At 72.6% G+C, this 23,368-nt stretch carries 16 protein-coding genes and 6 pseudogenes; 6 read left to right on the top strand and 16 right to left on the bottom strand.

Features of this window, described 5'->3' with window-relative positions; translation table 11 throughout:
* Positions 1 to 83 precede the first annotated feature (83 nt).
* Positions 84 to 1,301, top strand: a pseudogene (locus tag AC07F0_RS06820) (LLM class flavin-dependent oxidoreductase).
* Here AC07F0_RS06820 and AC07F0_RS06825 read toward each other — a convergent pair.
* From AC07F0_RS06825 to AC07F0_RS06860, 8 genes and pseudogenes are all read right to left on the bottom strand, one after another.
* The gene (locus AC07F0_RS06825; protein ID WP_478975194.1) at positions 1,291 to 4,077 is read right to left on the bottom strand and encodes a fumarate reductase/succinate dehydrogenase flavoprotein subunit; all 2,787 of its coding nucleotides are present in this window, start codon (positions 4,075 to 4,077) and stop codon (positions 1,291 to 1,293) included. The pseudogene AC07F0_RS06820 and the gene AC07F0_RS06825 sit on opposite strands and share 11 nt — an antisense overlap.
* Positions 4,078 to 4,097: 20 nt before the next feature.
* A complete protein-coding gene (locus tag AC07F0_RS06830; protein ID WP_478975197.1) occupies positions 4,098 to 4,886 on the bottom strand; it encodes an ABC transporter ATP-binding protein in 789 nt (262 codons plus the stop codon).
* On the bottom strand, positions 4,870 to 5,745 hold the full coding sequence (locus tag AC07F0_RS06835) for an ABC transporter permease (RefSeq protein WP_478975200.1): 876 nt from the start codon (positions 5,743 to 5,745) through the stop codon (positions 4,870 to 4,872). Before AC07F0_RS06835 ends, AC07F0_RS06830 begins: the two co-directional genes overlap by 17 nt.
* Positions 5,742 to 7,085, bottom strand: a complete 1,344-nt coding sequence (locus AC07F0_RS06840; RefSeq protein WP_478975201.1) for an ABC transporter substrate-binding protein — start codon at positions 7,083 to 7,085, stop codon at positions 5,742 to 5,744. Before AC07F0_RS06840 ends, AC07F0_RS06835 begins: the two co-directional genes overlap by 4 nt.
* 15 nt (positions 7,086 to 7,100) lie before the next feature.
* Complete coding sequence (locus AC07F0_RS06845; RefSeq protein WP_020120576.1) at positions 7,101 to 7,328, bottom strand: 4Fe-4S dicluster domain-containing protein; 228 nt, start codon at positions 7,326 to 7,328, stop codon at positions 7,101 to 7,103.
* A gap of 42 nt (positions 7,329 to 7,370) precedes the next feature.
* Entirely contained in the window at positions 7,371 to 8,159 is a 789-nt protein-coding gene (locus AC07F0_RS06850; protein WP_478975204.1) for a GntR family transcriptional regulator, read from the bottom strand.
* Between the two features lie 484 nt (positions 8,160 to 8,643).
* A pseudogene (locus AC07F0_RS06855) lies at positions 8,644 to 8,802 on the bottom strand (NADPH-dependent FMN reductase); the annotation flags it as partial.
* Positions 8,757 to 8,996: a hypothetical protein gene (locus AC07F0_RS06860; RefSeq protein WP_478976274.1), complete on the bottom strand. Its 240-nt coding sequence runs from the start codon at positions 8,994 to 8,996 to the stop codon at positions 8,757 to 8,759. The gene AC07F0_RS06860 and the pseudogene AC07F0_RS06855, both read right to left, overlap by 46 nt.
* A gap of 306 nt (positions 8,997 to 9,302) precedes the next feature.
* On the opposite strand from AC07F0_RS06860, the gene AC07F0_RS06865 reads away from it, so the two are divergent.
* Both AC07F0_RS06865 and AC07F0_RS06870 read left to right on the top strand, forming a co-directional pair.
* The gene (locus AC07F0_RS06865; protein ID WP_478975207.1) at positions 9,303 to 10,541 is read left to right on the top strand and encodes a PP2C family protein-serine/threonine phosphatase; all 1,239 of its coding nucleotides are present in this window, start codon (positions 9,303 to 9,305) and stop codon (positions 10,539 to 10,541) included.
* Between the two features lie 85 nt (positions 10,542 to 10,626).
* Positions 10,627 to 10,752, top strand: a complete 126-nt coding sequence (locus tag AC07F0_RS06870; RefSeq protein ID WP_478975210.1) for a hypothetical protein — start codon at positions 10,627 to 10,629, stop codon at positions 10,750 to 10,752.
* Between the two features lie 467 nt (positions 10,753 to 11,219).
* Here the strand turns inward: AC07F0_RS06870 and AC07F0_RS06875 are convergent, their stop codons facing one another.
* Positions 11,220 to 12,509, bottom strand: coding sequence for an MFS transporter (locus AC07F0_RS06875; RefSeq protein WP_478975213.1), 1,290 nt, complete (start codon positions 12,507 to 12,509; stop codon positions 11,220 to 11,222).
* 163 nt (positions 12,510 to 12,672) lie between these two features.
* On the opposite strand from AC07F0_RS06875, the gene AC07F0_RS06880 reads away from it, so the two are divergent.
* Positions 12,673 to 14,724, top strand: a complete 2,052-nt coding sequence (locus AC07F0_RS06880; protein ID WP_478975216.1) for a phosphocholine-specific phospholipase C — start codon at positions 12,673 to 12,675, stop codon at positions 14,722 to 14,724.
* Here the strand turns inward: AC07F0_RS06880 and AC07F0_RS06885 are convergent.
* Complete coding sequence (locus tag AC07F0_RS06885) at positions 14,714 to 15,661, bottom strand: DMT family protein (protein ID WP_478975219.1); 948 nt, start codon at positions 15,659 to 15,661, stop codon at positions 14,714 to 14,716. The two genes, AC07F0_RS06880 and AC07F0_RS06885, sit on opposite strands and share 11 nt — an antisense overlap.
* Positions 15,658 to 16,473 carry a phosphatase PAP2 family protein gene (locus AC07F0_RS06890; RefSeq protein WP_478975222.1) on the bottom strand — a complete coding sequence of 272 codons (816 nt, stop codon included), beginning with the start codon at positions 16,471 to 16,473 and terminating at the stop codon, positions 15,658 to 15,660. Before AC07F0_RS06890 ends, AC07F0_RS06885 begins: the two co-directional genes overlap by 4 nt.
* A 378-nt stretch (positions 16,474 to 16,851) precedes the next feature.
* Here AC07F0_RS06890 and AC07F0_RS06895 point away from each other — a divergent pair, with 378 nt between their 5' ends.
* The gene (locus tag AC07F0_RS06895) at positions 16,852 to 17,460 is read left to right on the top strand and encodes a TetR/AcrR family transcriptional regulator C-terminal ligand-binding domain-containing protein (RefSeq protein WP_086839953.1); all 609 of its coding nucleotides are present in this window, start codon (positions 16,852 to 16,854) and stop codon (positions 17,458 to 17,460) included.
* A gap of 183 nt (positions 17,461 to 17,643) precedes the next feature.
* On the opposite strand, the gene AC07F0_RS06900 is transcribed toward AC07F0_RS06895, so the two are convergent.
* From AC07F0_RS06900 to AC07F0_RS06915, 4 genes and pseudogenes are all read right to left on the bottom strand, one after another.
* The gene (locus AC07F0_RS06900; RefSeq protein WP_478976229.1) at positions 17,644 to 18,765 is read right to left on the bottom strand and encodes a hypothetical protein; all 1,122 of its coding nucleotides are present in this window, start codon (positions 18,763 to 18,765) and stop codon (positions 17,644 to 17,646) included.
* A gap of 267 nt (positions 18,766 to 19,032) precedes the next feature.
* Positions 19,033 to 19,113, bottom strand: a pseudogene (locus AC07F0_RS06905) (DUF2510 domain-containing protein); the annotation flags it as partial.
* A 57-nt stretch (positions 19,114 to 19,170) separates the two neighbouring features.
* Positions 19,171 to 19,398 (bottom strand): annotated as a pseudogene (locus AC07F0_RS06910) (anhydro-N-acetylmuramic acid kinase); the annotation flags it as partial.
* Positions 19,399 to 19,414: 16 nt separating this feature from the next.
* Positions 19,415 to 19,629 (bottom strand): annotated as a pseudogene (locus tag AC07F0_RS06915) (MFS transporter); the annotation flags it as partial.
* 231 nt (positions 19,630 to 19,860) lie between these two features.
* Between AC07F0_RS06915 and AC07F0_RS06920 the strand changes: the two are divergent.
* Positions 19,861 to 22,545: pseudogene (locus AC07F0_RS06920) on the top strand (ATP-binding protein).
* 1 nt (position 22,546) lies between these two features.
* Here the strand turns inward: AC07F0_RS06920 and AC07F0_RS06925 are convergent.
* Positions 22,547 to 23,338: an SDR family NAD(P)-dependent oxidoreductase gene (locus AC07F0_RS06925; protein WP_478975224.1), complete on the bottom strand. Its 792-nt coding sequence runs from the start codon at positions 23,336 to 23,338 to the stop codon at positions 22,547 to 22,549.
* Positions 23,339 to 23,368: the final 30 nt, after the last annotated feature.

Consider the following 23,368-nt stretch of genomic DNA (forward strand, 5'->3'; position numbering starts at 1 on the left):
CTGACCCGTTCCTTCACCGCCGTGCCCAACCCTGCGTGAGGGCCGGCGCTCTCGTCACGGACCTCCAGGAAGGCACTCCACTCGTGTCCTCAACACCTGCTTCTTCGCTGCACCTTGCCGTCGCCCTGGACGGCACCGGCTGGCATCCCGCCTCCTGGTGCGAGCCGGTGGCCCGGCCACGGGATCTGTTCACCGCCACGTACTGAGCCGATCTGGTCGCGGAGGCCGAGCGCGGGCTCCTCGACTTCGTGACCATCGAGGACGGCCTCCGCCTCAAGTCGTCCCACTTCCTGGACCCGGACGAGCGCACAGACCAGGTGCGCGGTCGTCTGGACGCCGTCCTCATCGCTTCCCGCGTGGCACCGCTGACCCGGCACATAGGCCGGGTGCCGACGGTGGTCGCCACCCACACGGAGCCGTTCCACATCTCCAAAGGCGATCGCCACCCGCGACTACGTCAGCACCGGCCGAGCCGGCCTGCGCGTCCAGATCACCGCCCGCCCGAACGAGGCCGCCCACTTCGGCCGCCGTACGTCCCGCGTATTCAGGCCTACGACCACCCGGACACACGGGAGTCGGTTACCGACCTCTTCGACGAGGCCGCCGATTACGTGGAGGTGGTGCGCCGCCTCTGGGACGGCTGGGAGGGCGACGCCGAGATCCGGGACGCCGCCACCGGCCGCTTCATCGACCGCGACAAGCTGCACTACATCGACTTCGAGGGCAGGCACTTCAGCGTCAAGGGCCCCTCCCTCACACCCCGCCCGCCGCAGGGCCAGCCGATCGTCAGCGCGCTGGCCCACGACACCGTCCCGTACCGGCTCGTGGCCCGCGCCGCCGACATCGGCTACGTCACCCCGTACGACGCCGACGAGGCCCGCGCGATCGTCGCCCGGATCCGTGCCGAGCAGAACGCGGCGGGGCGAGCCGGCGAACCGCTCCACGTCTTCGGTGACCTGGTGGTCTTCCTCGACGCCGACCCGGCCGCCGCGACCGCCCGCCGGGAACGGCTCGACGCGCTCGCGGGACAGGCGTATTCGAGTGACACCCTGGTCCTCACCGGCACGCCCGACCAACTCGCCGATCTGCTTCAGGAGTTGCAGAGCGCCGGGCTCACCGGCTTCCGGCTAGGGCCCGCCGTCGCCGACCACGACCTCCCGGCGATCACCCGCGGTCTGGTCCCCGAACTCCAGCGCCGGGGCGCCTTCCGCCACGCCTACGAGGCCGACACCCTGCGCGGCCTGCTGGGCCTGACCCGCCCCGCCAACCGCTACACAGCCGCAGCCGATCTCACCGCCTGAGCCGAGGGACGTCACGACCATGAGCAAGCCGCAGCGCCCGCGCCGCATAGGCCCTGACGTCCGCGTCCGAGTCCGTCGTCGCGGCGGCCAGGGCCACTCGGGCGTCCTCGGTGGCACGGTGGCGGGTCAGGGCCAGTACGGCGGACTTGCGGACGTCGGCGTTGGTGTCGGCCAGGGCCTTGGCGAGTGCGGGGACGGCGACGTCGGGATTCGTGGCGGACAGGGCGGTGGCGGCGCCGGCGCGCACCTGCCATGCCGGGTCTGCCAGGGCGGCCTCGGCGCGGGCGGCCAGGGCGGCCGGGCAGCCGGCCGTGCCCAGTGCCTCGTAGGCGGCCCCACGGACCAGGGCGTCGGGATCGTCCACGAGTTCCGCGAGGGCCGAGTGTGCCATGGCCGAGTCCTGGCCCGCGGTGGCCAGGGCCTTGGCGATGGTGACGCGGACCTCGCGTGACGGATCGACGGCCGCCGAGCGGGCCAGTTCTCCGACGGCGTCGACCGACACGAGCGCTCGCACGGCCGCGATGCGGACGGCGCTGTCGGAGTCCGACAACGAGTCCGCGAACAGCTCCACATCACCCAGGCACAAGGCGCGCAGGACATCCAGTGCGGTGGCACGGACCACGGGGTCGGCCTCGGACAGGGCGGCGGCGAGGCCGTCGCGCAGAGCCGGTTCGGGGGCCAGCGTCTCGACAAGTTCGCGCAGGGAGGCGGCCGCGGCGGCGCGGACGCCGGTGTCGGTGTCCGTCAGCGCGGCGGCCAGTGCCGGTCCGGTGCCTGGCGGCACGGTCTCCGTCAGGACCGTGACGGCCGTACGACGCACGGTGGGCTCTGGGTCGGTCAAGTAGGGAGTGAGAGCGGACAGTTCGGGCTCGCCCTCCGTGAGGGCGAGGAGGTCGAGCAGGCGAGGCGTGGCCGGCGTGTCCGCGTCGGCGCCGGCGTGGGCGGGTGTGCCGGTCGCGGTGGGTTCCTGCAGCAACGCCACCGGCGCCGCTTCCCGGCCCCCCGCGGTCGCCACCTGTTCCGGGTGGACCTCGCCGAGGTGACGGGAGGGGCCGCCGGCGGGGGTGAAACCGTCGACCGGGACCAGGAAGGGGGCCACGGGGCGGGCCGTGAACTCCATCACGCCCGTGGGGGACTTGCGCAGATCGAGGTGGTGGAACCAGGACGCGTCGTCGCGCTGCGGGTGGTCGAGGCGGTCGTGGTAGAGGCCCCAGCGGGACTCCGTGCGGGCCAGGGAGGCGCGCGCGGCCATCTCCGCGCAGTCGCGGATGAAGGTGACCTCGGCGCACCGCATCAGCTCGTGCGGGCTGCGGGCGCCCATCGCGGCGATGTCGTCCCGCATCCGCTCGAACGCCTCCAGGGCGAGGGAGAGCCGGGCGCCGGACTTCGGTGGGGCCACGTAGTCGTTCACGAAGCGGCGCAGCTTGTACTCGACCTGGGGCTGCGGCGGGCCGTCGGGGTTGCGCAGCGGGCGGTAGATCAGTTCGTGCGCGTCGCGGAGCTGGTCCAGGGGCAACTGTCCTTCGTATCGCGTGTACTGGGCCGCGTCCGCGCCCGCCAGGTCCCCGAAGACGAACGCGCCGATCATGTAGTTGTGCGGCACACAGGCCAGGTCCCCGGCGGCGTACAGCTGGGGAACGGTCGTACGAGCGTGGTCGTCGACCCGTACACCCGAGGCCGAATGGCCACCGCACAGCCCGATCTCCGAGATGTGCATCTCCACGTCATGGGTGCGGTAGTCGTGGCCACGGCCCGCGTGGAAGGTGCCGCGCGTCGGGCGCTCCGTCGAGTGCAGGATCGACTCCAGCGCCGAGACCGACTCCTCCGGGAGGTGACTCAGCTTCAGGTACACGGGGCCCCGGTCGCTCGCCACCTCCGCCGCGAACTCGGCCATCATCTGCCCCGACCAGTAGTCGGAGTCGACGAAGCGTTCGCCGTGCCGGTTGACCTGGTAGCCCCCGAAGGGGTTGGCGACGTAGGCGCAGGCGGGGCCGTTGTAGTCCTTGATCAGCGGGTTGATCTGGAAGCACTCGATGCCGGTGAGCTCCGCGCCCGCGTGGTAGGCCATGGCGTAGCCGTCGCCCGCGTTGGTGGGGTTCTCGTAGGTGCCGTAGAGGTAGCCGGAGGCGGGCAGACCGAGGCGGCCGCAGGCGCCGGTCGCGAGGATCACCGCGCCCGCTCGGACCGTGACGAACTGCCCCGTACGGGTGTTGAAGCCGGCCGCCCCCACGGCCCGCCCGTCCTCGGGAGCGGTCAGCACGCGCACCGGCATCACCCGGTTCTCGATGCGGATCCGCTCCCGCATCTCGCGCCGCCGCAGCTGCCGGTACAGGACCTTCTTGACGTCCTTGCCCTCCGGCATCGGCAGGACGTAGGAGCCGGAGCGGTGGACCTGGCGGACCGCGTACTCGTTGTGCTCGTCCTTCTCGAACTTCACGCCGTACGACTCCAGGCGCTGCACCATGGCGAAGCCGCGGGTGGCGGTCTGGCGGACGGTGGACTGGTCGACGATGCCGTCGTTGGCGCGGGTGATCTCGGCGACGTAGTCGTCGGGCTCGGCGCGGCCGGGGATGACCGCGTTGTTGACGCCGTCCATGCCCATGGCGAGCGCGCCGGAGTGGCGGACGTGCGCCTTTTCCAGGAGCAGGACGTGCGCGCCGTGCTCGGCGGCGGTCAGGGCGGCCATGGTGCCGGCGGTGCCGCCGCCGATGACGAGGACGTCGCAGGTCAGTTCCTCGGCGTCGCTGAGGGCGGGGATCTCCAGGGAGGTGTGCACGGGGTGGTCACCGGGGCCTTTCAGGTACCGAGCGAGGTGAGGATGTCGCGCCGCAGGGCTACGCGCGCCGGGTCGTCATGGGCGGCGCGCTCGCGCGGGCGGGGCACGTCCCGTACGGCGATCAGCCGGCCGGAGCCGAGGAGGGCCACGCGGTCGCCGAGGAACAGGGCCTCGTCCACGTCGTGGGTGACGAAGACGACGGTCGCGCCCGTGCCGTGCAGCACCTCCACCAGCAGGCCCTGCATGCCGGCGCGGGTCTGGGCGTCGAGGGCACCGAAGGGTTCGTCCATGAGGACGGCGCGCGGGCGTCCGGCGAGGGCGCGGGCCAGTTGGGCGCGCTGGCGTTGCCCGCCGGAGACGCGGTGCGGCAACTGCCGTGCCTGGTCTGTGAGTCCGACCCGCTCCAGCCAGGCATCGGCCTGTTCCCGGCGCTGGGCGCGCGGCACGCCTTGGACGGCGAGGGGCAGTTCCACGTTGGCGCGCAGGGTGCGCCAGGGCAGCAGGGCGTCCTCCTGGAAGACCAGCGCCCGTTCCGCTCCTGGGCCGGTCACCGGCCGGCCGTCCTGTTCCACCGCCCCGTCCAGCGTGGGCAGCAGCCCGGCGAAGGTGCGCAGCAGGGTCGACTTGCCGCAGCCGGAGGGGCCGACGACGGTGAGGATCTCGCCGGGGGAGACGTCCAGGTCGATGTCGGCCACGGCCGGGGCGTCCGATCGGCCGAGCGTGGCGCCGCGGAGGGTGAGGCGGGTGCCGCGCGGTGCCGCCGACGCGGTTCTGGCGTCGGCCGGCCTGGTCTCAGACGAGGTGCTCATCGCGTGCCTCCTCGGCCTTGCCGGGTTCGATGGTGGACGCCGGGGTCCGTGCGGGCCGGGGCCGGGCGCCGGGGACGTACGACGTGCGCGGCAGCCAGTGGGTCAGACGGCGGCCGACCAGCTCTACGGCGGTGGAGGTGAGCCAGCCGAGCAGGCCGATGGTGACCATGCCGACGAAGACACCCGGGTAGTTGACGATCGTGTAGTCCTGCCAGGTGCGGTAGCCGACGCCGTACTGGCCGGAGATCATCTCGGCGGAGATCACACAGATCCAGGACACGCCGATGCCGACGGACAGGCCGCCGAAGATGCCGGGCAGCGCGCCCGGCAGGACGACCGAGCCGAGGATCCGCCACCGGCCGCCGCCCATGGTGAGAACTGCCTCCTCCCACACGGGAGTCAGGGCGCGGACCGCGTGCCGGGTGGAGACCAGCACCGGGAAGAAGGCGGCCGTGAAGGTGATGAAGACGATGCCCTGTTCGTTGGAGGGGAACAGGAGGATCGCGACGGGGACCATGGCGATGGCCGGGACGGGCCGCACGACTTCGAGGAGCGGGCCGAGCAGGTCCTCGGCGAGCCGCGAGCGTGCCACGAGCACGCCGGTGGCCACGCCCAGGACGGAGGCGAGCAGGAAGCCGGTCACGATCCGGGTGAGGCTGTCGGTGAGGTCGGTCCAGTAGTCGGGGCCGGCGAGCCGGTCGGCGAAGGCCCGGGCCACGTCGGTCACCGTCGGGAACTGCGAGAAGCGCACCCACAGGTTCACGTCGAGGGTGGTCAGCAGCTGCCAGAGGCCGAGGGCGGCGGCCAGTGAGCCGGCCCGCAGCACGAGCCGGCCCGTCCGCCGGGGGTACCGGCTCACGAGGCCCGACCCAGGGCGTCCGCGTACGTGATGACCCGGGCGCCGCTGTGACCCGCCTCGTAGGCCCGCGCGGTCTCGGGGGCGACGAAGGGCAGCAGCTGCTTGCTGTCCGCCACCCAGACGGCCTTGTCGGCGAACCAGAGGGTGCCGGTGGTGGCGTCGGGGACGTAGGCGGCGCGGATGTCGTCCTTGTGCTCGGCGACGTGGGCGAGGAGCTGGGCGGGGGAGGTGAAGCTCCGGGTCTTCGTGGCGCCCTTGGGCCAGACCTCGCTCGCGGCGGCGGGCGGGGTGGCGGCGAGCTGCTTGGCGTAACCGGCGCCGAGGGCCTTCCTGACGTACTGGTCGTCGACGAAGGAGTCCACGTCGATGTCGCCGGTCAGCTTGGCCGCCTTCAGGACCGCCACGTCCTGCTTCAGCGCGGAGACGAGCTGCGGCTTGACGGCCGGGTCGAAGGTGGAGATGCCGTGGGCGCCGTTGTAGAGGTAGACGACCTCGGCGGGCAGGCCGGTGGCCTTCGCGACCTTCTCGGCGGCCTGAACCGGATGGGTGTTGAGGTAGCCGGTCGCCTCTGCCTGGGCCTTCAGAAACGCCTTCAGCACGGCCGGGCGCTGCCGGGCGAAGTCCTCGCGGGCGGTGACGCCGTGGAAGGTGGGCAGATCCAGCTGGGCGCCGTCGTACAGCGCCTTCGCCTTGCCCTGGTAGGCGAGCAGGCCCGGCCAGGCCACGAACTGCGACAGTGCGTCCGTGCTGCCCGCCGCCAGGGCCGAGGCGCCCACCGCGGGCTGCTGGTTCAGCTTCTCGATGCCCTTGTCCGGGTCGATGCCGGCGCGCTGAAGGGCTCGTACGAGGGTGCCGTCGGCGGCCGAGCCGACACTCGTGGAGACCTTCTTGCCCTTGAGGTCTTTCAAGGAGCTGAGCCTGGACTCCGGTGGGACGACGACCGTGTTCAGGCCGCCCTTGAGGTTGTAGCCGGTGACCGAGACCAGGTGGGTGGGCTTGCCCAGCTGCTTGCCGCGGGCCGCGTTGATGAGCAGCGGGAAGTCCCCCATCGAGCCGATGTCGATCTTTCCGGCGGTCATCTGCGCGGTGATGGGGGCACCGGTGGCGTAGTCCTGCCAGCTGACCTTGTACGTCTTTCCGTCATGGAGGGCGTTCAACTGCTTCTCGAAGTAGCCGAGGGAGCGCAGGAGGGTGCCGGCCGTGACCGTGTTGATGGTCTTGGACTGGTATCCGACGGTGACGGTCACCGTGGAGCCGCTGCCCGCCTCGGCGCTGCCGCCGCAGGCGGACAGGGGGAACAGGAGAGCGGATGCGGCGAGTGCGACTGCCGTGCGTTTCATGGGAGTTGGGGCCTCTCAGCGGAGCAGATAGGGCATGTTGACCGTGACGGCTCCGGTGGGACAGCGGGCCGCACACGGGCCGCAGTACCAGCACTCGTCGACGTGCATGTACGCCTTGCCGCTGCTGTCGTCGATGGCGAGGGAGTCCAGCGGGCACATGTCCACGCAGAGCGTGCAGCCGTCGATGCACTTCGACTCGTCGATGGTCACGGGCACGTCGGCCCGCTGGGGCACCAAGGGCATGGCTGTCTCCGGGAAGGTCGTGCTGTGGGGAGCGGGTGGTGACTACTGGGAGCGGTGCAGCAGGCCGCTCATGGTGATGCGGTCGCCGCGGAAGCGGATGAACTCCAGGTCGACCGGGCGGCCGTCCGCGAGGTGGGTGAGCCGTTCCAGCATCAGGACGGCCGCACCGCGGGGGGCTTCGAGGACGGTGGCCGAGTGGGCGTCCGCGTTCACCGCCTCCAGGGTGATGTCGGCGTGGCCGAGCTGCCGGCCGGTGATGGCTTCCAGGAGGCGGAAGACGTCGGTGTTCTCCAGGTCGGCGCCGAGCAGGGCGGTGCCGATGTCGAGGGGGATGTAGGTGAGGTCGAGGGAGAGGGGGAGGCCGTTCAGGCGGCGCAGGCGTTCGATGTAGAGGACGTCGGCCCCGGGTGGGATGTGGAGGCGTTCGGCGACGGGGGCGGGTGCGGGGGCGGGGCCCATGGCGCGGACCTCGTTGGTGACGTGGCCGTGTTCGCGCAGGGTTTCCGCGAGGCCCATCAGACGGTCGAGCCCGTGGGGGTACTTCTGGGCGACGACCACGGTGCCGACGCCGGGGAGGCGGTCCACGAGGCCTTCGGCGCGCAGGAGGTCGAGGGCCTGGCGGACGGTGTTGCGCGAGGCCCGGTAGTCGGTGGCCAGGGTCGACTCGTGCGGGAGGGTGCCGGCCGGGAAGCCCCCGGTGAGGAGCTGGTGGCGCAGGAGGTCGGCGAGCTGGCGTGCCCGGTCCGCGCGCAGCCGACGCCGCGTGCGCTGGGCGGCGACGGTGGGCGCGCCCTGGCCGGCGTGGTCTCGGATGCGGTCGGTGGGCGGCATGGCCGGAACCATACCTATCCGGTAGGGATAGTGGTGTTGCGGAAGTGTTGCGCCACCTGGCGCATCGCCGGATGCGTTGCTGACCTGGGCTTTCGGCAGGCGGGAGGGAAGATCTGCCAGGGCCCGCCGGCACGGGGAGCGGGATACCGGGCGGGGGCCCGGCGCAGTTGTCCGGGGGAGGAACTGCGCCTGTCCTGTCCGCTGTGCCACGTGGTCGCGCAGTCGTCTCAGGCCACCGGTCTCGGCGCACCGACGCTGATCCCTGATGTGCGTGTCAGAGGCGAGGCGGCTGCCGCTTGCTGGTGCCTGTGCGGGGAGATGCGGCCGTACGGCCCGCGCGACCCTCGCTCACGCCGCCGCCCTCAGCGGCCGACGTTGGCTGAGGGCGGCGGAGAACTGGTCGGTGACCAGGTCCAGTGCCTCCCGCGTGCCCGGTTCGACGACGTTGCCGCCGTCCTGCCGTACCTCGATGAGCTAGGGGTACGATCACGCCCCCGTCCGCCCGCTCGAACAGGGCGGTGGCCTCGGCGATGGCTGGGTGGCCGAAGTCGGCGTGCAGCAGGGCCTCGGGCGGGAGCGAGCGGACGTCCAGAGGGATCACCTCGTGTCCCTGCGCGGTGAGCCGGGCGACGAGGTCGCGCAGGAGACGGGCGGTGCGGGAGGTGGCGGAGGGGCTTCGGCGAACTTCAGCAGGGCCTCCTCCCGATTCCAGCCCGTCGCCCCCACGCGCAGCGTGACGCCATCCCTGCTGTCCTCCGCGCCCGCGGGGCCGCCGCATGCGCTGAGGACGCCGATGAGCAGCCCGGCGAGGGCGAGCGCACCCCCGGCCCGCCTCACCCGGCCGCTCCCGAGGCGGCGCGGTGCGCCAGCTCCTGGCGGACCAGCGGGAGGACGTGACGGGCGTAATCGATCGCATCGACCTGGCCCTCTACATCACCGAGGCGACCGCCGCGGCGGGTGAAGGCCGGGGGCACCCGGGCGGGTGGCGCGTATTCTCCTGTCCTGACAGCGAGTGCGAGGAGTCGAGCGCCACGACGGAGGCCGGACTGCAGTGCGCGACGCGTCGTCCGGCGGGCGTGCCCGGCGGGCTGCTCGTAGGTTGGAGTTGCAGCGGTCGCGCCTGTAAAGATCGGCAGGTCACGCGTGACAACAGCGAAGATCGATTTCGAGGAGCTGTTCGACGCCGCACCGAACCCGTACCTGGTGCTGGACGCCGACCTGGTGGTCCGCCATGCCAACCGCGCCTACCTCCGGGTCACCGGCAGGAGCCGCGAAGAACTGCTCGGGCGGCACATCCTGGAGGCGTTTCCGGACACCGCCGGCGCGCCGGAGGCGGCGCGTGACTTCGGCGCCTCGCTCCAGCGCGTCCTGGACTCCCACGCGCCCGACCTGGTGGCACCGCGGCGATTCGACATTCCCGTCGACGGCAACCCGGGCGAGGTGGAGGAGCGATGGTGGTGCGGGATGTCCAGCCCCGTCCTGGGGACGGACGGCGACGTGAAATGGATCATCGCCCGGGCCGACGACGTCACCGAGTTGATGCAGTCCCCGGCCGTCCGGAAGCTCACCCAGCCGCTGAGCAACCAGATGACGGGGATCGCGGCCCAGGTGTACGCCCGTTCCCACGATCTGGAACAGCTGAACGAGCAGCTGCGCCAGGCACACGCCCGCGAACGTGAGATCGCCGCCACCCTCCAGGAGGTCATGCTCCGCTCGCCCGACCTGGACAGGCACCAGGACATCGCCGTGCGCTACCTGCCGGCCACCGGGTCACTCAATGTGTGCGGTGACTGGTACGACGTGGTCGATCTGCCGCCCGACCGGTACTCCGTCGCCATCGGGGACGTCGTCGGCCACGGCCTGGAGGCCGCCGCGATCATGGGCATGCTGCGCAGCGCCCTGAGCGCCGCCATCCGGGCCGTGCCCAGCCCCGCACAGGCCCTGGAGGTGCTGGGCCTGTACGCCAGGGCGGTCGAGGGCGCGCTGGCCACCACCGTGGCCAAGGTGCTCATCGACCCGCGCAGCCGGCTGATCGTCTACAGCAACGCCGGCCACCCACCGCCGATCCTGCTCAGCCCGGACGGCAGCTGCCAGCTGCTGGACCAGGCCACCGATCCGCCGCTGGGCGCCCGGCCGGAACACGTCCCCCGCCCCCAGGCCGGTCTGTCCTACCTCCGCGGGGACACCCTCGTGCTCTACACCGACGGCCTCATCGAACGCCGCGACGAGGACATCGACATCGGCCTGGCCCGGCTGATCGACGCTCTGGCCCGGTGCGGCACTCTCCCGGTGGAGGAACTCGCCGACAGACTGCTGGCCCGGATGGGCGTCTCCGGCGGTGGTCAGGTCGACGACATCGCCCTGGTCGTCGTCCGCCTGTGAGCAGATTTCCAGGGAAGTCTTTTCCGCATCAAAAATGAAATCTCTACCAGTGAAGCGTGGCGACACCCTCGGTAAGATCGCGGCTATGCACCGCGACGGGCTGCTCGGCGTACGCCGACGGGCCCGACTCGCAGTGGAGCGCCAGGACGCTGACGGCACGCCGGGCCGGAAGTCGTGGGCGACGCTGCGCGTGCCCGCCGTCTACGAGTGACCGGCACGGCTCCGCGCCGACCACCGCGGACCGCCTGGCGCGCCCGGGCGAAAACCCGGACCGCCTCTCTCGAAGCACAGCTGGAACGCGAGAGTGTCAGGCCCTGCCCCGAAGACCGCAGGACGCTCGTCGAGGGAATGCGGGCCCATCTGGACAAGGCCGGCTCGGCCGCCGAGGAGAATTTCGGATGGCGGCGATCCGGCTGGTCGACGACCGTGCCCAGATGACACCGGCGGAGGCGGCAGGACGACCGACGCCGTGATCGACCCCGGGAGGACCGCCGTCCGGGAGAGCGACGTGCTGGGAGAGACGACCGGGGCGTCCGGAGCCCCGACCGCCTTCGAGAACGGCGCGGGACCGCACGAAGGGCCACAGGCCAGGGCGCGCGAGGGAGCGCACCGGGACGACGAGGCGGAGGGGGCTCGACCGCGAGCCGGGCCCTGACGGGCCGCCGCACCGGCGCCCGTTCACCGCCGGAGAGGTGAGTGAGCCGTCTCGGGCAGCCGCAGGTACACCAGCGACGACAGCAGGCAGAGCACCGCGACGTACCAGGGGAACAACCCGGCGTGGCCCACCTCCTTGAACAGCGTGCCCACGTACGGAGCCGTGCCGCCGAAGAGGGCGACCGTCAGCGAATAGGGGAAGCCGATACCGGCCGCGCGAACCCGGGGCGGGAAGATCTCCGCGTTCACGGCGGCGCTGATCGAGGTGAACCCCGTCAGCAGCACCATTCCGGCGCACTGCACGAGCAGCAGTACCGCGAACGAGTCGCGCAGGGCGTGCAGCAGGGGCACCGTGAGCAGGGCGAAGCCCAGGCCGAAGAAGAGGAGCAGCGGGCGGCGGCCGAAGCGGTCCGACAGGAGGCCGCCGAGCGGTTGCAGCAGGGCGAAGAAGGCCAGTGAGATCGTGCCCGCGAGCAGCGCGTCCGACTTCTCCAGTCCCGCGTTGAGTTCGGCGTACGTCGGGAGGTACGACGTCCACGTGTAGTAGGCGATGGTGCCGCCCGCCGTGATGCCGCCGATGAGGAGCGACTCGCGCGGGTGCCGGCGCAGCGCCTCGAACAGACCGGGGCGCGGGGCCTGCTGCTGCTCGGTGCTGCGGGTCTCCTGCGCGCCCTGCCGGATCCAGAAGCCGACCAGGCTCAGCACCGCCCCGAGCACGAAGGGCACCCGCCAGCCCCAGCCGTTCATCTGCCCGTCGTTCAGCGTGTCCACGAGCAGCGTGGCGATGCCTGAAGCGACGAGCTGTCCCACGGTCGTCGACACGTACTGGAAGCTGGAGAACAGCCCGCGCCTGCCGGGGCCCGCCGACTCGACCAGGAAGGTCGTCGAGGCCGCGAACTCGCCGCCCACGGACAGGCCTTGCAGCAGCCGGGCCAGGACGAGGATCACGGGCGCCAGTACGCCCACCGCCGCGTACGTCGGGGTCAGCCCGACCAGCAGGCTGCTGCCGCCCATCAGCAGGATGGTGACCGTCAGCGCGGCCCGCCGCCCGTGCCGGTCCGCGACCGCGCCCATCAGCAGCCCGCCGACCGGCCGCATGAAGAAGCCCACCGCGAACACCGCGAACGTGGACAGCAGCGGCACCAGCGAGTTGTCCGCGCTCCTGGGGAAGACCTGGGCGGCGATGTACGTGGCCAGAAACGTGTAGGCGTACCAGTCGTACCACTCCACGGCGTTGCCCACGGAGGCGGCGAGGAGCTGGCGAACGGGCCGTTTCGTCGGCGGTGAGGCCGTCTGCGTCTCTGTCACGTCCATGACCCTCCCCTGACAATGCCCCGGCACACCTCACGTACCGGCGACTTTCACACGAGTGTCACCGGCCCCTTCCTCGGCGTTTGGTGTCCCTGAAACACTCCTTGCGCGCAGATTCCGTCACGTTCCGGCCATCCCGTACCTCTGGATGAGAGGTCTGTCCTTCATGTCCGAAGTCAACCGGCGCCGCTTTCTCCAACTCGCGGGTGCCACCACGGTGTTCAGCGCGCTGTCCGCCAGCATCCAGCGCGCCGCCGCGCTCCCGGCCAACCACCGCACCGGGTCGATCGAGGACGTCGAGCACATCGTCGTCCTGATGCAGGAGAACCGTTCGTTCGACCACTACTTCGGCACCCTGAGAGGCGTGCGCGGCTTCGGCGACCCGCGTCCGGTCACCCTCGACAACGGCAAACCCGTCTGGCACCAGGAGAAGGACGGCAAGGAGATCCGGCCGTTCCACCCGGACGCCGACGACCTCGGCATGCAGTTCCTGGAGGGCCTGCCGCACTCCTGGCCCGACGGCCACCAGGCCTACAACGGCGGGAAGTACGACCGGTGGGTGCCCGCCAAGGGCACCACGACCATGGCGTACCTCACCCGCGAGGACATCCCCTTCCACTACGCCCTCGCCGACGCCTTCACCGTCTGCGACGCCTACCACTGCTCGTTCATCGGCTCCACCGACCCGAACCGCTACTACATGTGGTCCGGGTACACGGGCAACGACGGCACCGGCGGCGGCCCGGTCCTCGGCAACGACGAACTCGGCTACGGCTGGACGACCTACCCCGAGCGCCTGGAGCGGGCCGGCATCTCCTGGAAGATCTACCAGGACATCGGCGACGGCCTCGACGCGCGGGGCTCCTGGGGCTGGATCGAGGACGCCTACCGCGGCAACTACGGCGACAACTCCCTGCTCTATTTCGACAAGTACCGGGACGCCAAGCCCGGCGACCCCTGGTACGACAAGGCCCGCACCGGCACGAACGCCAAGGCCGGCGACGGCTACTTCGACGTGCTGAAGGCCGAGGTCAAGGCCGGCAAGCTGCCGCAGATCTCCTGGATCGCCGCCCCCGAGGCCTTCTCCGAGCACTCCAACTGGCCGTCGAACTACGGCGCCTGGTACATCGCCCAGGTCCTGGACGCCCTCACCGCCAACCCGGAGGTCTGGGCGAAGACGGCCCTGTTCATCACCTACGACGAGAACGACGGCTTCTTCGACCACGTCGTACCGCCCCTGCCGCCGAAGGACGCCTCCCGCGGCAAGTCCACCGTCGACGTCTCCCTCGACCTCTTCCCGGGCGACGGCAAGAACACGGCAGGCCCCTACGGCCTCGGACCCCGGGTGCCGATGCTGGTCGTCTCGCCGTGGAGCAAGGGCGGGTACGTCTGCTCGGAGACGTTCGACCACACCTCCATCCTGCGGTTCATGGAGCGCCGCTTCGGCGTGCGCGAGAGCAACATCTCGCCCTGGCGGCGGGCGATCTGCGGTGACCTGACCTCCGCGTTCGACTTCTCCCGCAAGGACACGCGGCCCGCCCCGCTGCCCGGCACCGACGCCTACGAGCCGCAGGATCGCGAACGCCACCCCGACTACAAGCCCGCCCCGCCCGCCGACCCGCGCATGCCCCGGCAGGAACGCGGGCTGCGCCGCGCCCGGCCGCTGAAGTACGCCCCGCACGTGGACGCCTCGGTCGACGCGGCGGCCGGGAAGCTCACCCTCGCCTTCGCCTCCGGGCCGAAGGCCGGCGCCGCCTTCCACGTCACCTCGGGCAACCGCACCGACGGCCCCTGGATGTACACGACCGAGGCCGGCAAGACGCTCTCCGACACCTGGAACTCGGCCTACTCGGCGGGCGCTTACGACCTCACCGTGCACGGTCCGAACGGCTTCGTACGGGTCTTCAAGGGGGCGAACACCACGGCCGGCTGCGAGGTCACCGCACGCCACGCCGGTGACGACATCGAGCTGACCTTCACCAACAAGGGCTCCGGCACGGCACGGCTGAAGCTCTCCGACGCGTACGGCGGCCGGGCCTCGACCGTCACCGTCCGCCCCGGCGCGAAGGTGCGGCGGACCGTCGGACTCGCCGCCGGCCGCCGCTGGTACGACCTGACCGTCACCGCCGAGGGCGACAGGGCGTTCCTGCGGCGGTTCGCGGGACACGTCGAGAACGGGCAGCCGGGCGTGAGCGACCCGGCGATCCTCACCGCGTAGCCGTGGTGAGGTGCCCCGGATCGTGCGGCCGGGGCACCAACGCCGGTTCGGCCGCGGCCGAACCGGGTTCCAGTGCCAGGACGGCGGCCACCGGATGGTCGTCGTCCGCCGGGACGGCAGCGGGCGTCGTCCGGCTGAGCAGCACCACGCCCCAGGACGCCAGGCCGGCTCCGGCGAGCGCGAGCAGCATGCCCGCCGGGCCGCCCTGGAGGCGTTCGCCCAGCAGCGCCAGGCCGATCACCGCGGCGGCCAGCGGGTTGGCCAGGGTCACCATCGCGAGCGGGCCGCCGAGACCGCCCCGGTAGGCCGTCTGTGACAGCAGCAGCCCGCCGGCCGCGAACGCCGCCACGAGCAGCGCCACTCCGACCACCTGGACACTCAGCAGGGGACCGGACCGGTCCGTCGCGGCCATCGTCACGGTCTGCGTGAGGGCCGAGGCGACCCCGGAGGCCACGCCGGACGCGCTCGCGTGCCGCAGGCCGGGGCGGGCGCCCGGCCGGGACAGCACCCCGATGAGGGCCGCGGTCGCGCCCGCCACCGTCAGCGCCTCGGGCACGCTCAGCACGCGGTCGGGCGCCGGTCCGGACGCCGTGACCAGGATCGCGGCCAGGCCGAGCAGCGTCAGCGCGGTGCCCCGCCACTCGATGGCGCTCACCCGCCGCCCGGCGAGCCGCGCACCCATCGGCACCGCCGCGACCAGGGTGAGCGCCCCGAGGGGCTGGACCACGGTCAGCGGACCGTACTTCAGAGCCACGACGTGCAGCAGCGCGGCAGCCGCGTTCAGCCCGACCGAGCACCACCAGGCGCCACTGCCGAGCATCCGCAGCGTGCCCGAGCCGGGCGAGCGGGAGGCGAGCCGCTCCTGGGCGACCGCCGCGGCCGCGTAGGCGACGGCGGAGACGAGGGACAGGACCACGGCGACGAGAACGGCGTTCATCGGCCCGCCCTCGCCAGCACCTGCTCCTCGGCCCGGGCCTGAGCCTGGGCCGGCACGAGCCTGCCCTGCGCCCGGCCCGCCGTCGTCACCGTGCGGTGCGGCAGGTGGATCGCGGCCAGGGCCGACCCCAGCAGCCCCGCGGCCACCATCGCGTCGAGCCAGTAGTGGTTCGCGGTGCCGACGATCACCAGCAGCGTCAGCAGGGGGTGCAGCAGCCACAGCCAGCGCCAGCGCGAGCGGGTCGCCACGATCAGGCCGACCGCCACCATCAGCGCCCAGCCGAAGTGCAGCGACGGCATCGCCGCGAACTGGTTCGACAGGGAGTCCGTCGCGGGAGTGCCGTACACCGACGGGCCGTACACCCGCGCCGTGTCCACCAGGCCGGACGCGGCCAGCATGCGCGGCGGGGCGAGCGGGAGCAGCAGGTGCAGCACCAGGGCGGCGGCGGTGACGGCGGCCAGCACCCGGCGGGCCCACACGTAGTGGGCCGGGCGGCGCAGGTAGAGCCAGACCAGGAAGGCGGCGGTGGCCGGGAAGTGGACGGCCGCGTAGTAGGTGTTCGCGACGTGCACCAGGCCGCCGCCGTGCAGCAGCAGGGACTGCACCGCCCCCTCGCCGGGCAGGTGGACCGCTCGTTCGAGGTCCCACACCCGGTGCGCGTTGTGGAAGGCCTCGCCGGTGTGGCCCGTGGCCAGCTGCCGACCGAGCTTGTAGACGAGGAAGAGCCCTGCGACGAGCAGGAGCTCCCGGACGAGCGGAGGTCGCGGTAGGCCGTGTCCGCAAAGTCCCGCCTGCCCCGCGGCGCCTGGCACGCTCCCCCACTGCCTCAAGGGTGTGGGAGGTGCCTCCACTCGCCGCACCGGACGAGGCCCCGAGTACATCCAGTAGGAGGGACTCCGCCCGGCGCGCCGAGAGCACGCACCAGGCGCCGCGGGGCCCGCCCTCCGGGCGGACGACGGGACTTTGCGGACACGACCTAGCGGGTCGGACCCCTCTGGCGCAGGCTCGGTGCGGGCATTCATTCCCCCGGCCCCTTCGGTGACGGTGGTGCTGTTATCGGTACGAGTGCGTACCGATACGCCAGTGTACCGATACGGCCGCGTACCGGTACACTGGCGTATCGATAGACGAACGACACACCGCCGGCCGGGAATTTTCCGGCCGCCCTACGAAAGCCAGGAGCACAACCCATGACGTCGCAGGCTGCGGACCGACCCGAGCCGGTCGGTTCCTCGCGCCGCTCCAAGATCACGCCGGAGCGTGAGCAGGAGTTCTACGACGCCGTACTGGAGCAGCTCCGCGAGTGCGGATACGACTCCGTCACCATGGAGGGCATCGCGGCCAGCACCCGGTGCAGCAAGTCCACGCTCTACCGGCAGTGGAAGACCAAGCCCCAGTTCGTGGCGGCGGCGCTGCGCTCCCACCGGCGGACGCGCTGCATCGACACCGGCTCGCTCGCGGACGACCTGCGCGAGGCCGCCCGGGCGGCGGGCGAGCTGTCGGGCCGGGACACCAAACTCCTCCAGGCGCTCGCCCACGCCGCGCCCCAGGATCCCGAGCTGAAGCGTGCGCTGCGCGAGGCGCTGGTCGAACCGGAGATCGCCGCGCTGAAGGAGATCATCCGGCGCGGGGTCGAACGGGGCGAGGTGCCCGCCGATCACCCGGCGCTGGAGTACATCCCGGCGCAGATGTTCGGCGTCCTGCGCATCCGGCCCGTGCTGGAGGGCGAGGACGCGGACCCGGACTACCTGGTCCGGTTCGTGGAGGCGGCCGTGCTGCCGGCTCTCGGCCTCACGTGAGACCCGGGCCGCCGTCCACGGGATGACCGGACGGCGATCCGACCGCGCCGACCCGTGGGGACGGGGGCGGCGCGCACCCCCCGGCCGGGTGGGGTGCCCCTGTAGGCGGCGGGGGCGCCCCATCCGGCCGACGGTGTCCGGACCCCCTTTCCGTCCGGTGTTTTCCGGCCGGTGCAGGGGTGGTCAGACGGTCTGGCCGTTGCCGCCGCCCGTCGACACCTTGATGCCCTTGGTGATCTCGTCCAGGACGGCCTGCTTCTGGTCGGCGTCGATGCCGAAGCGCACGACGACCATCTGCTTGGCGTTCGCGGGGGAGGGGAACGCGAGCGACTCCACGATGCCGTCGGCGCCCTTGCTCGTGACGGCCTTCCAGCGGACCAGATAGCCCTTCTGCCCGGCCACGGTCACGGCCTTGGAGTCCAGCACGTCGTGGGAGGTGATCCCGCCGTAGGACTTGCCGCCGTAGGACTCCTCGGCGTTCGCCGCGATGTCCGCCTTGGCGATCTCCTCGGCGGTGCTGCCCTTGCTGCCGAGGGCCAGGGCCGGGGCCGAGTAGGCTCCGCCCTTCGTGCAGGTCGAGGAGGTGTCGCCGGGGCACTTGTAGGAGTCGTCGGACGTCACCTGCGCGCCGACCGTGACCTCCTGGCCGTACCAGCCCTGGGGAATCGGCAGGCTGATACCGCTGACCGCGTCGGTCACCGACCCGCTCCTGATCTTCGGCGACTCGGACCGCTCGGGCGCGGGACTCAGCCCACCGGAGCCGCCGTCCCCGCCGGAACCTCCGGAGCCGCCGTCGCCGCCGGAACCTCCGTGTCCGCCCGGTCCGCCGAACGGCCCGCCCTGGCCCCCGGTTCCGCCCGGGCCCCCCGGTCCCTGCGAGGTGGCGGAACCGCCGCCCGAGCCGCCGTTGTCGGTCAGCGCGTACACGCCGACACCGATGCTGGCGAGGACGACGACGGCTGCCGCCACGGCTATCCCGATCCGCAACCCTCGCCCTCGGCCGGCGGCCGGAGGCGCGGCGGGGTAGCCGGGATACCCGGGGGCTGCCGGATACCCGGAGCCGGGCGGATATCCAGGACCGCCTGGATAGGGCGCGGCGGTCGGTTGCCCGGAACCACCCGGATACCCGGGGGCTCCTGGGGCTCCGGCGGCGGCCCGATCCCCGGCGGCTCCCGGTTGTCCGGCACTCGCCGGATACCCGGAGGCTCCCGCCGTCCCGGCTCCGGTCGGCTGTTCGGCACCGGCCGGACTCCCGGCGGCATCGCCCCCGGCATCGGCCGGCTGCCCCGTTTCCGGATGTCCCACGCCGGTCGGCTGTTCGGCGCCAGGCGGCTTCCCGGCGTCGGCCGGATGCCCGGCACCATCTGGATTCCCGGGGGCGCCCGGCACCCCGGCATCGGCGGGCTGCCCCGCTTCCGGCTGCCCCGCGGCACCCCGCTGCTCCGCGGGCGCCGTATCGCCTGAGGGGGCCGGATCTCCCGAGGGAGCCTCGCCAGGGGCCGGCTCCTGCGGAGGGGGACCCCAGGTCGCGGTCGGCTGGGCCGGGCGGATGCGGTCCGTCCAGGTCTTGCCGTCCCACCAGCGCTCGGTGGCGGGCCCGTCACTTTTCTGTCCGGGGTCGGGGTACCACCCGGGAGGAGTCTCCTGCGTCATGCCCCCACCGTATGAGGCGTCGGTGAAAGTGGGATGAGAGGAGCCGAACGGACCGCGTCAGTCCAGCAGCAGGCGCGTCGGTCTCCGGTCGGCCGGCGGGGCAGCCGCAGCCCGTCCCGGCCCGGCGTCAGCGAGCCGAGCACGCTCGGATGCCGCGCACCCGTGCTCGCGGGCTCGGTGCCGGGCAGGCCGTGCAGGGTCAGGAAGCCCAGGACCGCGAAGGTAGGCCTCCTTCGCGCCGGACGGCAGCCCCAGTTCGTCCGAGGTGCGCACCACCCCCGGCAGGCGACCGGGCTGCCCCTGGTCGCCGACCCCGGTCGCCCAAGTGGCCGAAAGTGCCGCGCCGACAGGGCGGAAGAAGAACGCCGGCGCGAACGAGGCGTACGTCTTCACCAGCCCCTCGATCTCACTGCCGCCCCCCGGCGTGAAGAACCGTGCCGCGGTGATCGTCGCGAAGTAGCCGTAGACGCCGAACTCGTACCACTCGATGAGATTGCCCACCGACCCGGCGACCAGCGCCCGCCGGCCCCGCCGTGTCTCCCCCGGTGTGGTGAAGGGACGTCACCTCCCTTGCAATTGCACGCCGTTGACGCGAGGACGGGCTGGTGACGGCCCGGGTGCGTCGTCCGGCCGCACCCGGTGTCACCCGTCACGGCAACAGGTGCCCCGTCCATCCTCCACTCAGGCAATCGGACGGCTACGCTCGACGTCTGTACGTCGTTCGGGCGGACTTCGGGAGGTAGCGGGATGACGGAGGTTCGGCCCACGGCCGCCGCCTCGGCTTCCCTGTGGGAGCGCGACGAGGAAGTCGCCGCCGTCGCGCGGGCGGTCGACCGCCTGTGCGCGGACCGCTCCTCGTCCGGCGGGCTGCTGGTCTTCCGCGGCGAGGCCGGACTCGGCAAGACCGCGCTGCTGGCCGAAACCCGCCGCATCGCCGAGGCCCGCGGCTGCCAGGTCTGGTCGGCCCGCGGGGGCGAGACCCTCAGGTCTGTCCCCTTCAACGTCGTACGGCAGTTACTGCAACCCGCGCTGATGTCGATGCTGCCGGAGGAAGCCCGCGAGTACCTCGGCGACTGGTACGACATCGCCGGGCCGGCCCTCGGCATCGCCGACCCCGGCGACCGGCAGGCCGACCCGCAGGGCGTGTGCGACGGCCTGGTCGCCGCCGTGCGCCGGCTCTCCCGCCGGGAGTGGCCGCTGGTGCTGCTGATCGACGACGCCCACTGGGCCGACCAGGAGACTCTGCACTGGCTCGCGGGGCTCGCCGAGCGACTCGACGAGATGTCCGTCCTGGTCGTGGTCACCCGCCGCCCGGGCGAGGTCTCCGGCGCGAGCGCCCGGCACCTCGACACCGTCGCCGCCGCTGCGGACGGCCCCGTCACGACCCTGAACGCCCTCACCCCGGACGCCGCGGCCGGACTCACCCGCGCCACCCTGGGCGAGCAGGCCGACGCCGCGTTCTGCCGCGAGGTCTGGGCCGTCACGGCCGGCAACCCCTACGAGACCGTCGAACTCCTCGCCAAGGTGCGGGACAGCGAACTCGAACCGGTCGAGGCCCGGGCCGGGGAACTGCGCGAGCTGAACCGCTCGGCACGCGGCGGCGGCCTCGTCGCCCGCCTTGAGGAACTCGGCATCGACGCCACCAGGTTCGCCTGGGCCGCCGCCATCCTCGGCACCGGCATCTCCATCGACCTGGTCGCCAAGCTCGCCACCCTGCGGCCCGACAACGCCCGCCGCTGCGCCGAACTGTTGCGCACCGCCCGCATTCTCACCGCCCCCGACCCGACGACCGGCCGCATCGGCGAAGGCGACCTGGAGTTCGTCCACCCGCTGATCGCCACCGCCGTCTACAACTCCATCCCCGACGCCCTGCGCACCGCCATGCACGGCATCGCCGCCCGCATCGTCACCGACGAGGGACACGGCGCCGCAGCCGCCGCCCGCCACCTCCTCGAGGTCCACCCGGACGACGACGAGGAACTCGTCGGACAACTGCGCGAGGCCGCCCGTGAGCACCTGGCCGTCGGCGCCCCCGACGCCGCCCGCCGCTGCCTGGAGCGCGCCCTGGAAGAACCGCCCCGGCCCGACGTCCAGGCGCAGGTCCTCTGCGAACTGGGCTTCGCCACCCTCCTGACGGCGCCCGGCAGGACGATCGGCCACCTGCGGACGGCGCTCGGCATGCCCGGCCTCGAGGGCGACGACCGGGTGGACGCCGTCGTCCGCCTCTCGCAGGCGCTCGTTCACCACGACGAACTCGAGGAGGCCGTCCGCACGGTCGAGGCGGAGATGGCCCGGCTCGAACCCGGGCCCGCCCGGATACGGCTGGAGGCCGTGCGCCTCATGTGGGAGGGCATCCACGCCGGCGAGGTCGCCTCACCGGGCCGCTCCGAGCGCCTGGCCGAGCTCGCGCGGACCTGCACCGGCCGCGACAACTCCGAACGCGCGCTGCTCATCCTGCGCGGCTTCGACGCCCTGATGCAGGGTGAGAACGCCGAGGAGGTCGTTGAGCTGTGCGACCGTACCCTCGTCAATGGCCGCCTCGCTGCCGGGCTCGGCTGGACCGGCACCGAGTGGGGCATCGAACTGCTGCTGATGCTGGCCAACGCGTACGCCTACACCGACCGCCTCGACCGGGCCGAGAACCTCTTCAACGACGCCGTGCGCGCCTACGAGATCGCCGGCTGGACCGGTGGGCACCTCGCCCTCGCACACGCCTATGTCGGCGTCGCACACCGCAGGCGCGGCCGCCTCGCGGACGCGGAACAGTCCCTGCGCGAGGCGCTGCCCCTCGCCGAGCGCGTCGGCCGCGGACTGCCCCTGTACTGGACCGTCATCTGCAACCTCGTCGAAACGCTGCTCGCCCGCGGTCATGTCGACGAGGCCTGGGACGCCGCCGAGCGGTACGGCTTCGCCCCGCCCTACCCGTCGACCATAGTGCTTCCGGATCCGCGGGCGGTGCGCGGCAGGCTGCTGCTGGCCGTCGGCCGCACCAAGGACGGCGTCAACGAACTGGAGGCCGCCGAGAAGGCGGCGGCGGCGCGCGGGCACCACAACCCCGTGCTCGTCCCCTGGGCGGCCGACCTCGCCCGGGCCCTGGCCACCGAGGACCCGGCGCGTGCCGCCCGGCTCGCCGTGGACGTCCGGCGCCAGGCCGAGCGCTTCGGCACGGACACCGCCATAGGGGAGGCCCTGCGCTGAGCCGCCGCCCTGGAGACCGGCCAGCGCGCGGTCCGCCTCGCCGCCCAGGCGGTCACCTTCCTGGAGACCTCGCCCTGCCGGTACGAGCACGCGGCGGCCCGCATCGAGTACGGCATCGCCGCCCGCTCGGCGACCGAGCTCGAACGGGGCCTCGGCCTGGCGGTCTCCTGCGGAGCGGACGGACTGGCGGCACGGGCGCGGGCGGCGCTGAAGGCCGGCGCCGGAGCCGGGTAGCTCAGGCGCCGAGCAGCTGCTCGGTCACCGCGGCGAGCCGCCTGCGCACCCCGGGGTCGTACGCCGCCTCATGGGCGCGCGCCGGGCTCGTCCCGTCGTAGTAGCGGCCGCTGCCCAGGTCGTGCGTGGCCAGGGCCAGCACACCGGCCGCCCCGTCGGCGACCGTGTTCCACGGCGTGACGTCCGCCTCGCGGACCATCGCCGTGTCCATGTAGGTCGCCGGGTGCAGCACGTTCACCGAGACGCCGGTGCCCGCCAGTTCCCCGGCGAGCGCGAAGGTGTGCGCGGCGAGCGCGAACTTGCTGCGGCAGTACGCCGACACGCCGTCGTAGCCGCGGGTGAACTCGGGGTCCTCGAAGACGAGGGGTTCCTGACCGGCCGAACCGACGTTGACGATCCGCGCCGGCGCGTTCGCCCGCAGCACCGGCAGCAGGGCCCGGGTCAGCACGACCGGCGCCAGATAGTTCACCGCCAGGCGCAACTCGTGCCCGTCGGCGCTCAGCTCACGGCCCGCACCGGGCGCCCCGAACCCCACGCCCGCGTTGTTGACCAGAACGTCGAGCTCGGGATGCGCGGCGGCGACGTGACCGGCCAGCTCGCGCACCTGCGCCAGCGACGCCAGGTCGGCGACGAACGCCTCGGCGTCCCCCTCGGCGCGCAGTTCCCCGGCCAGCCGTTCGGTGCGGCCCGCGTCCCGGCCGTGGACGAGGACGACGTGCCCGGAGCGGACGAGTTCGAAGGCGACGTACCGGCCGAGCCCCGAGGTGGCGCCGGTGATCAGGATGGTGGACATGCCCCCACCGTAGGCACGCCGGGCGGGCCG

The organism is Streptomyces sp. NPDC045955, from assembly GCF_056430805.1.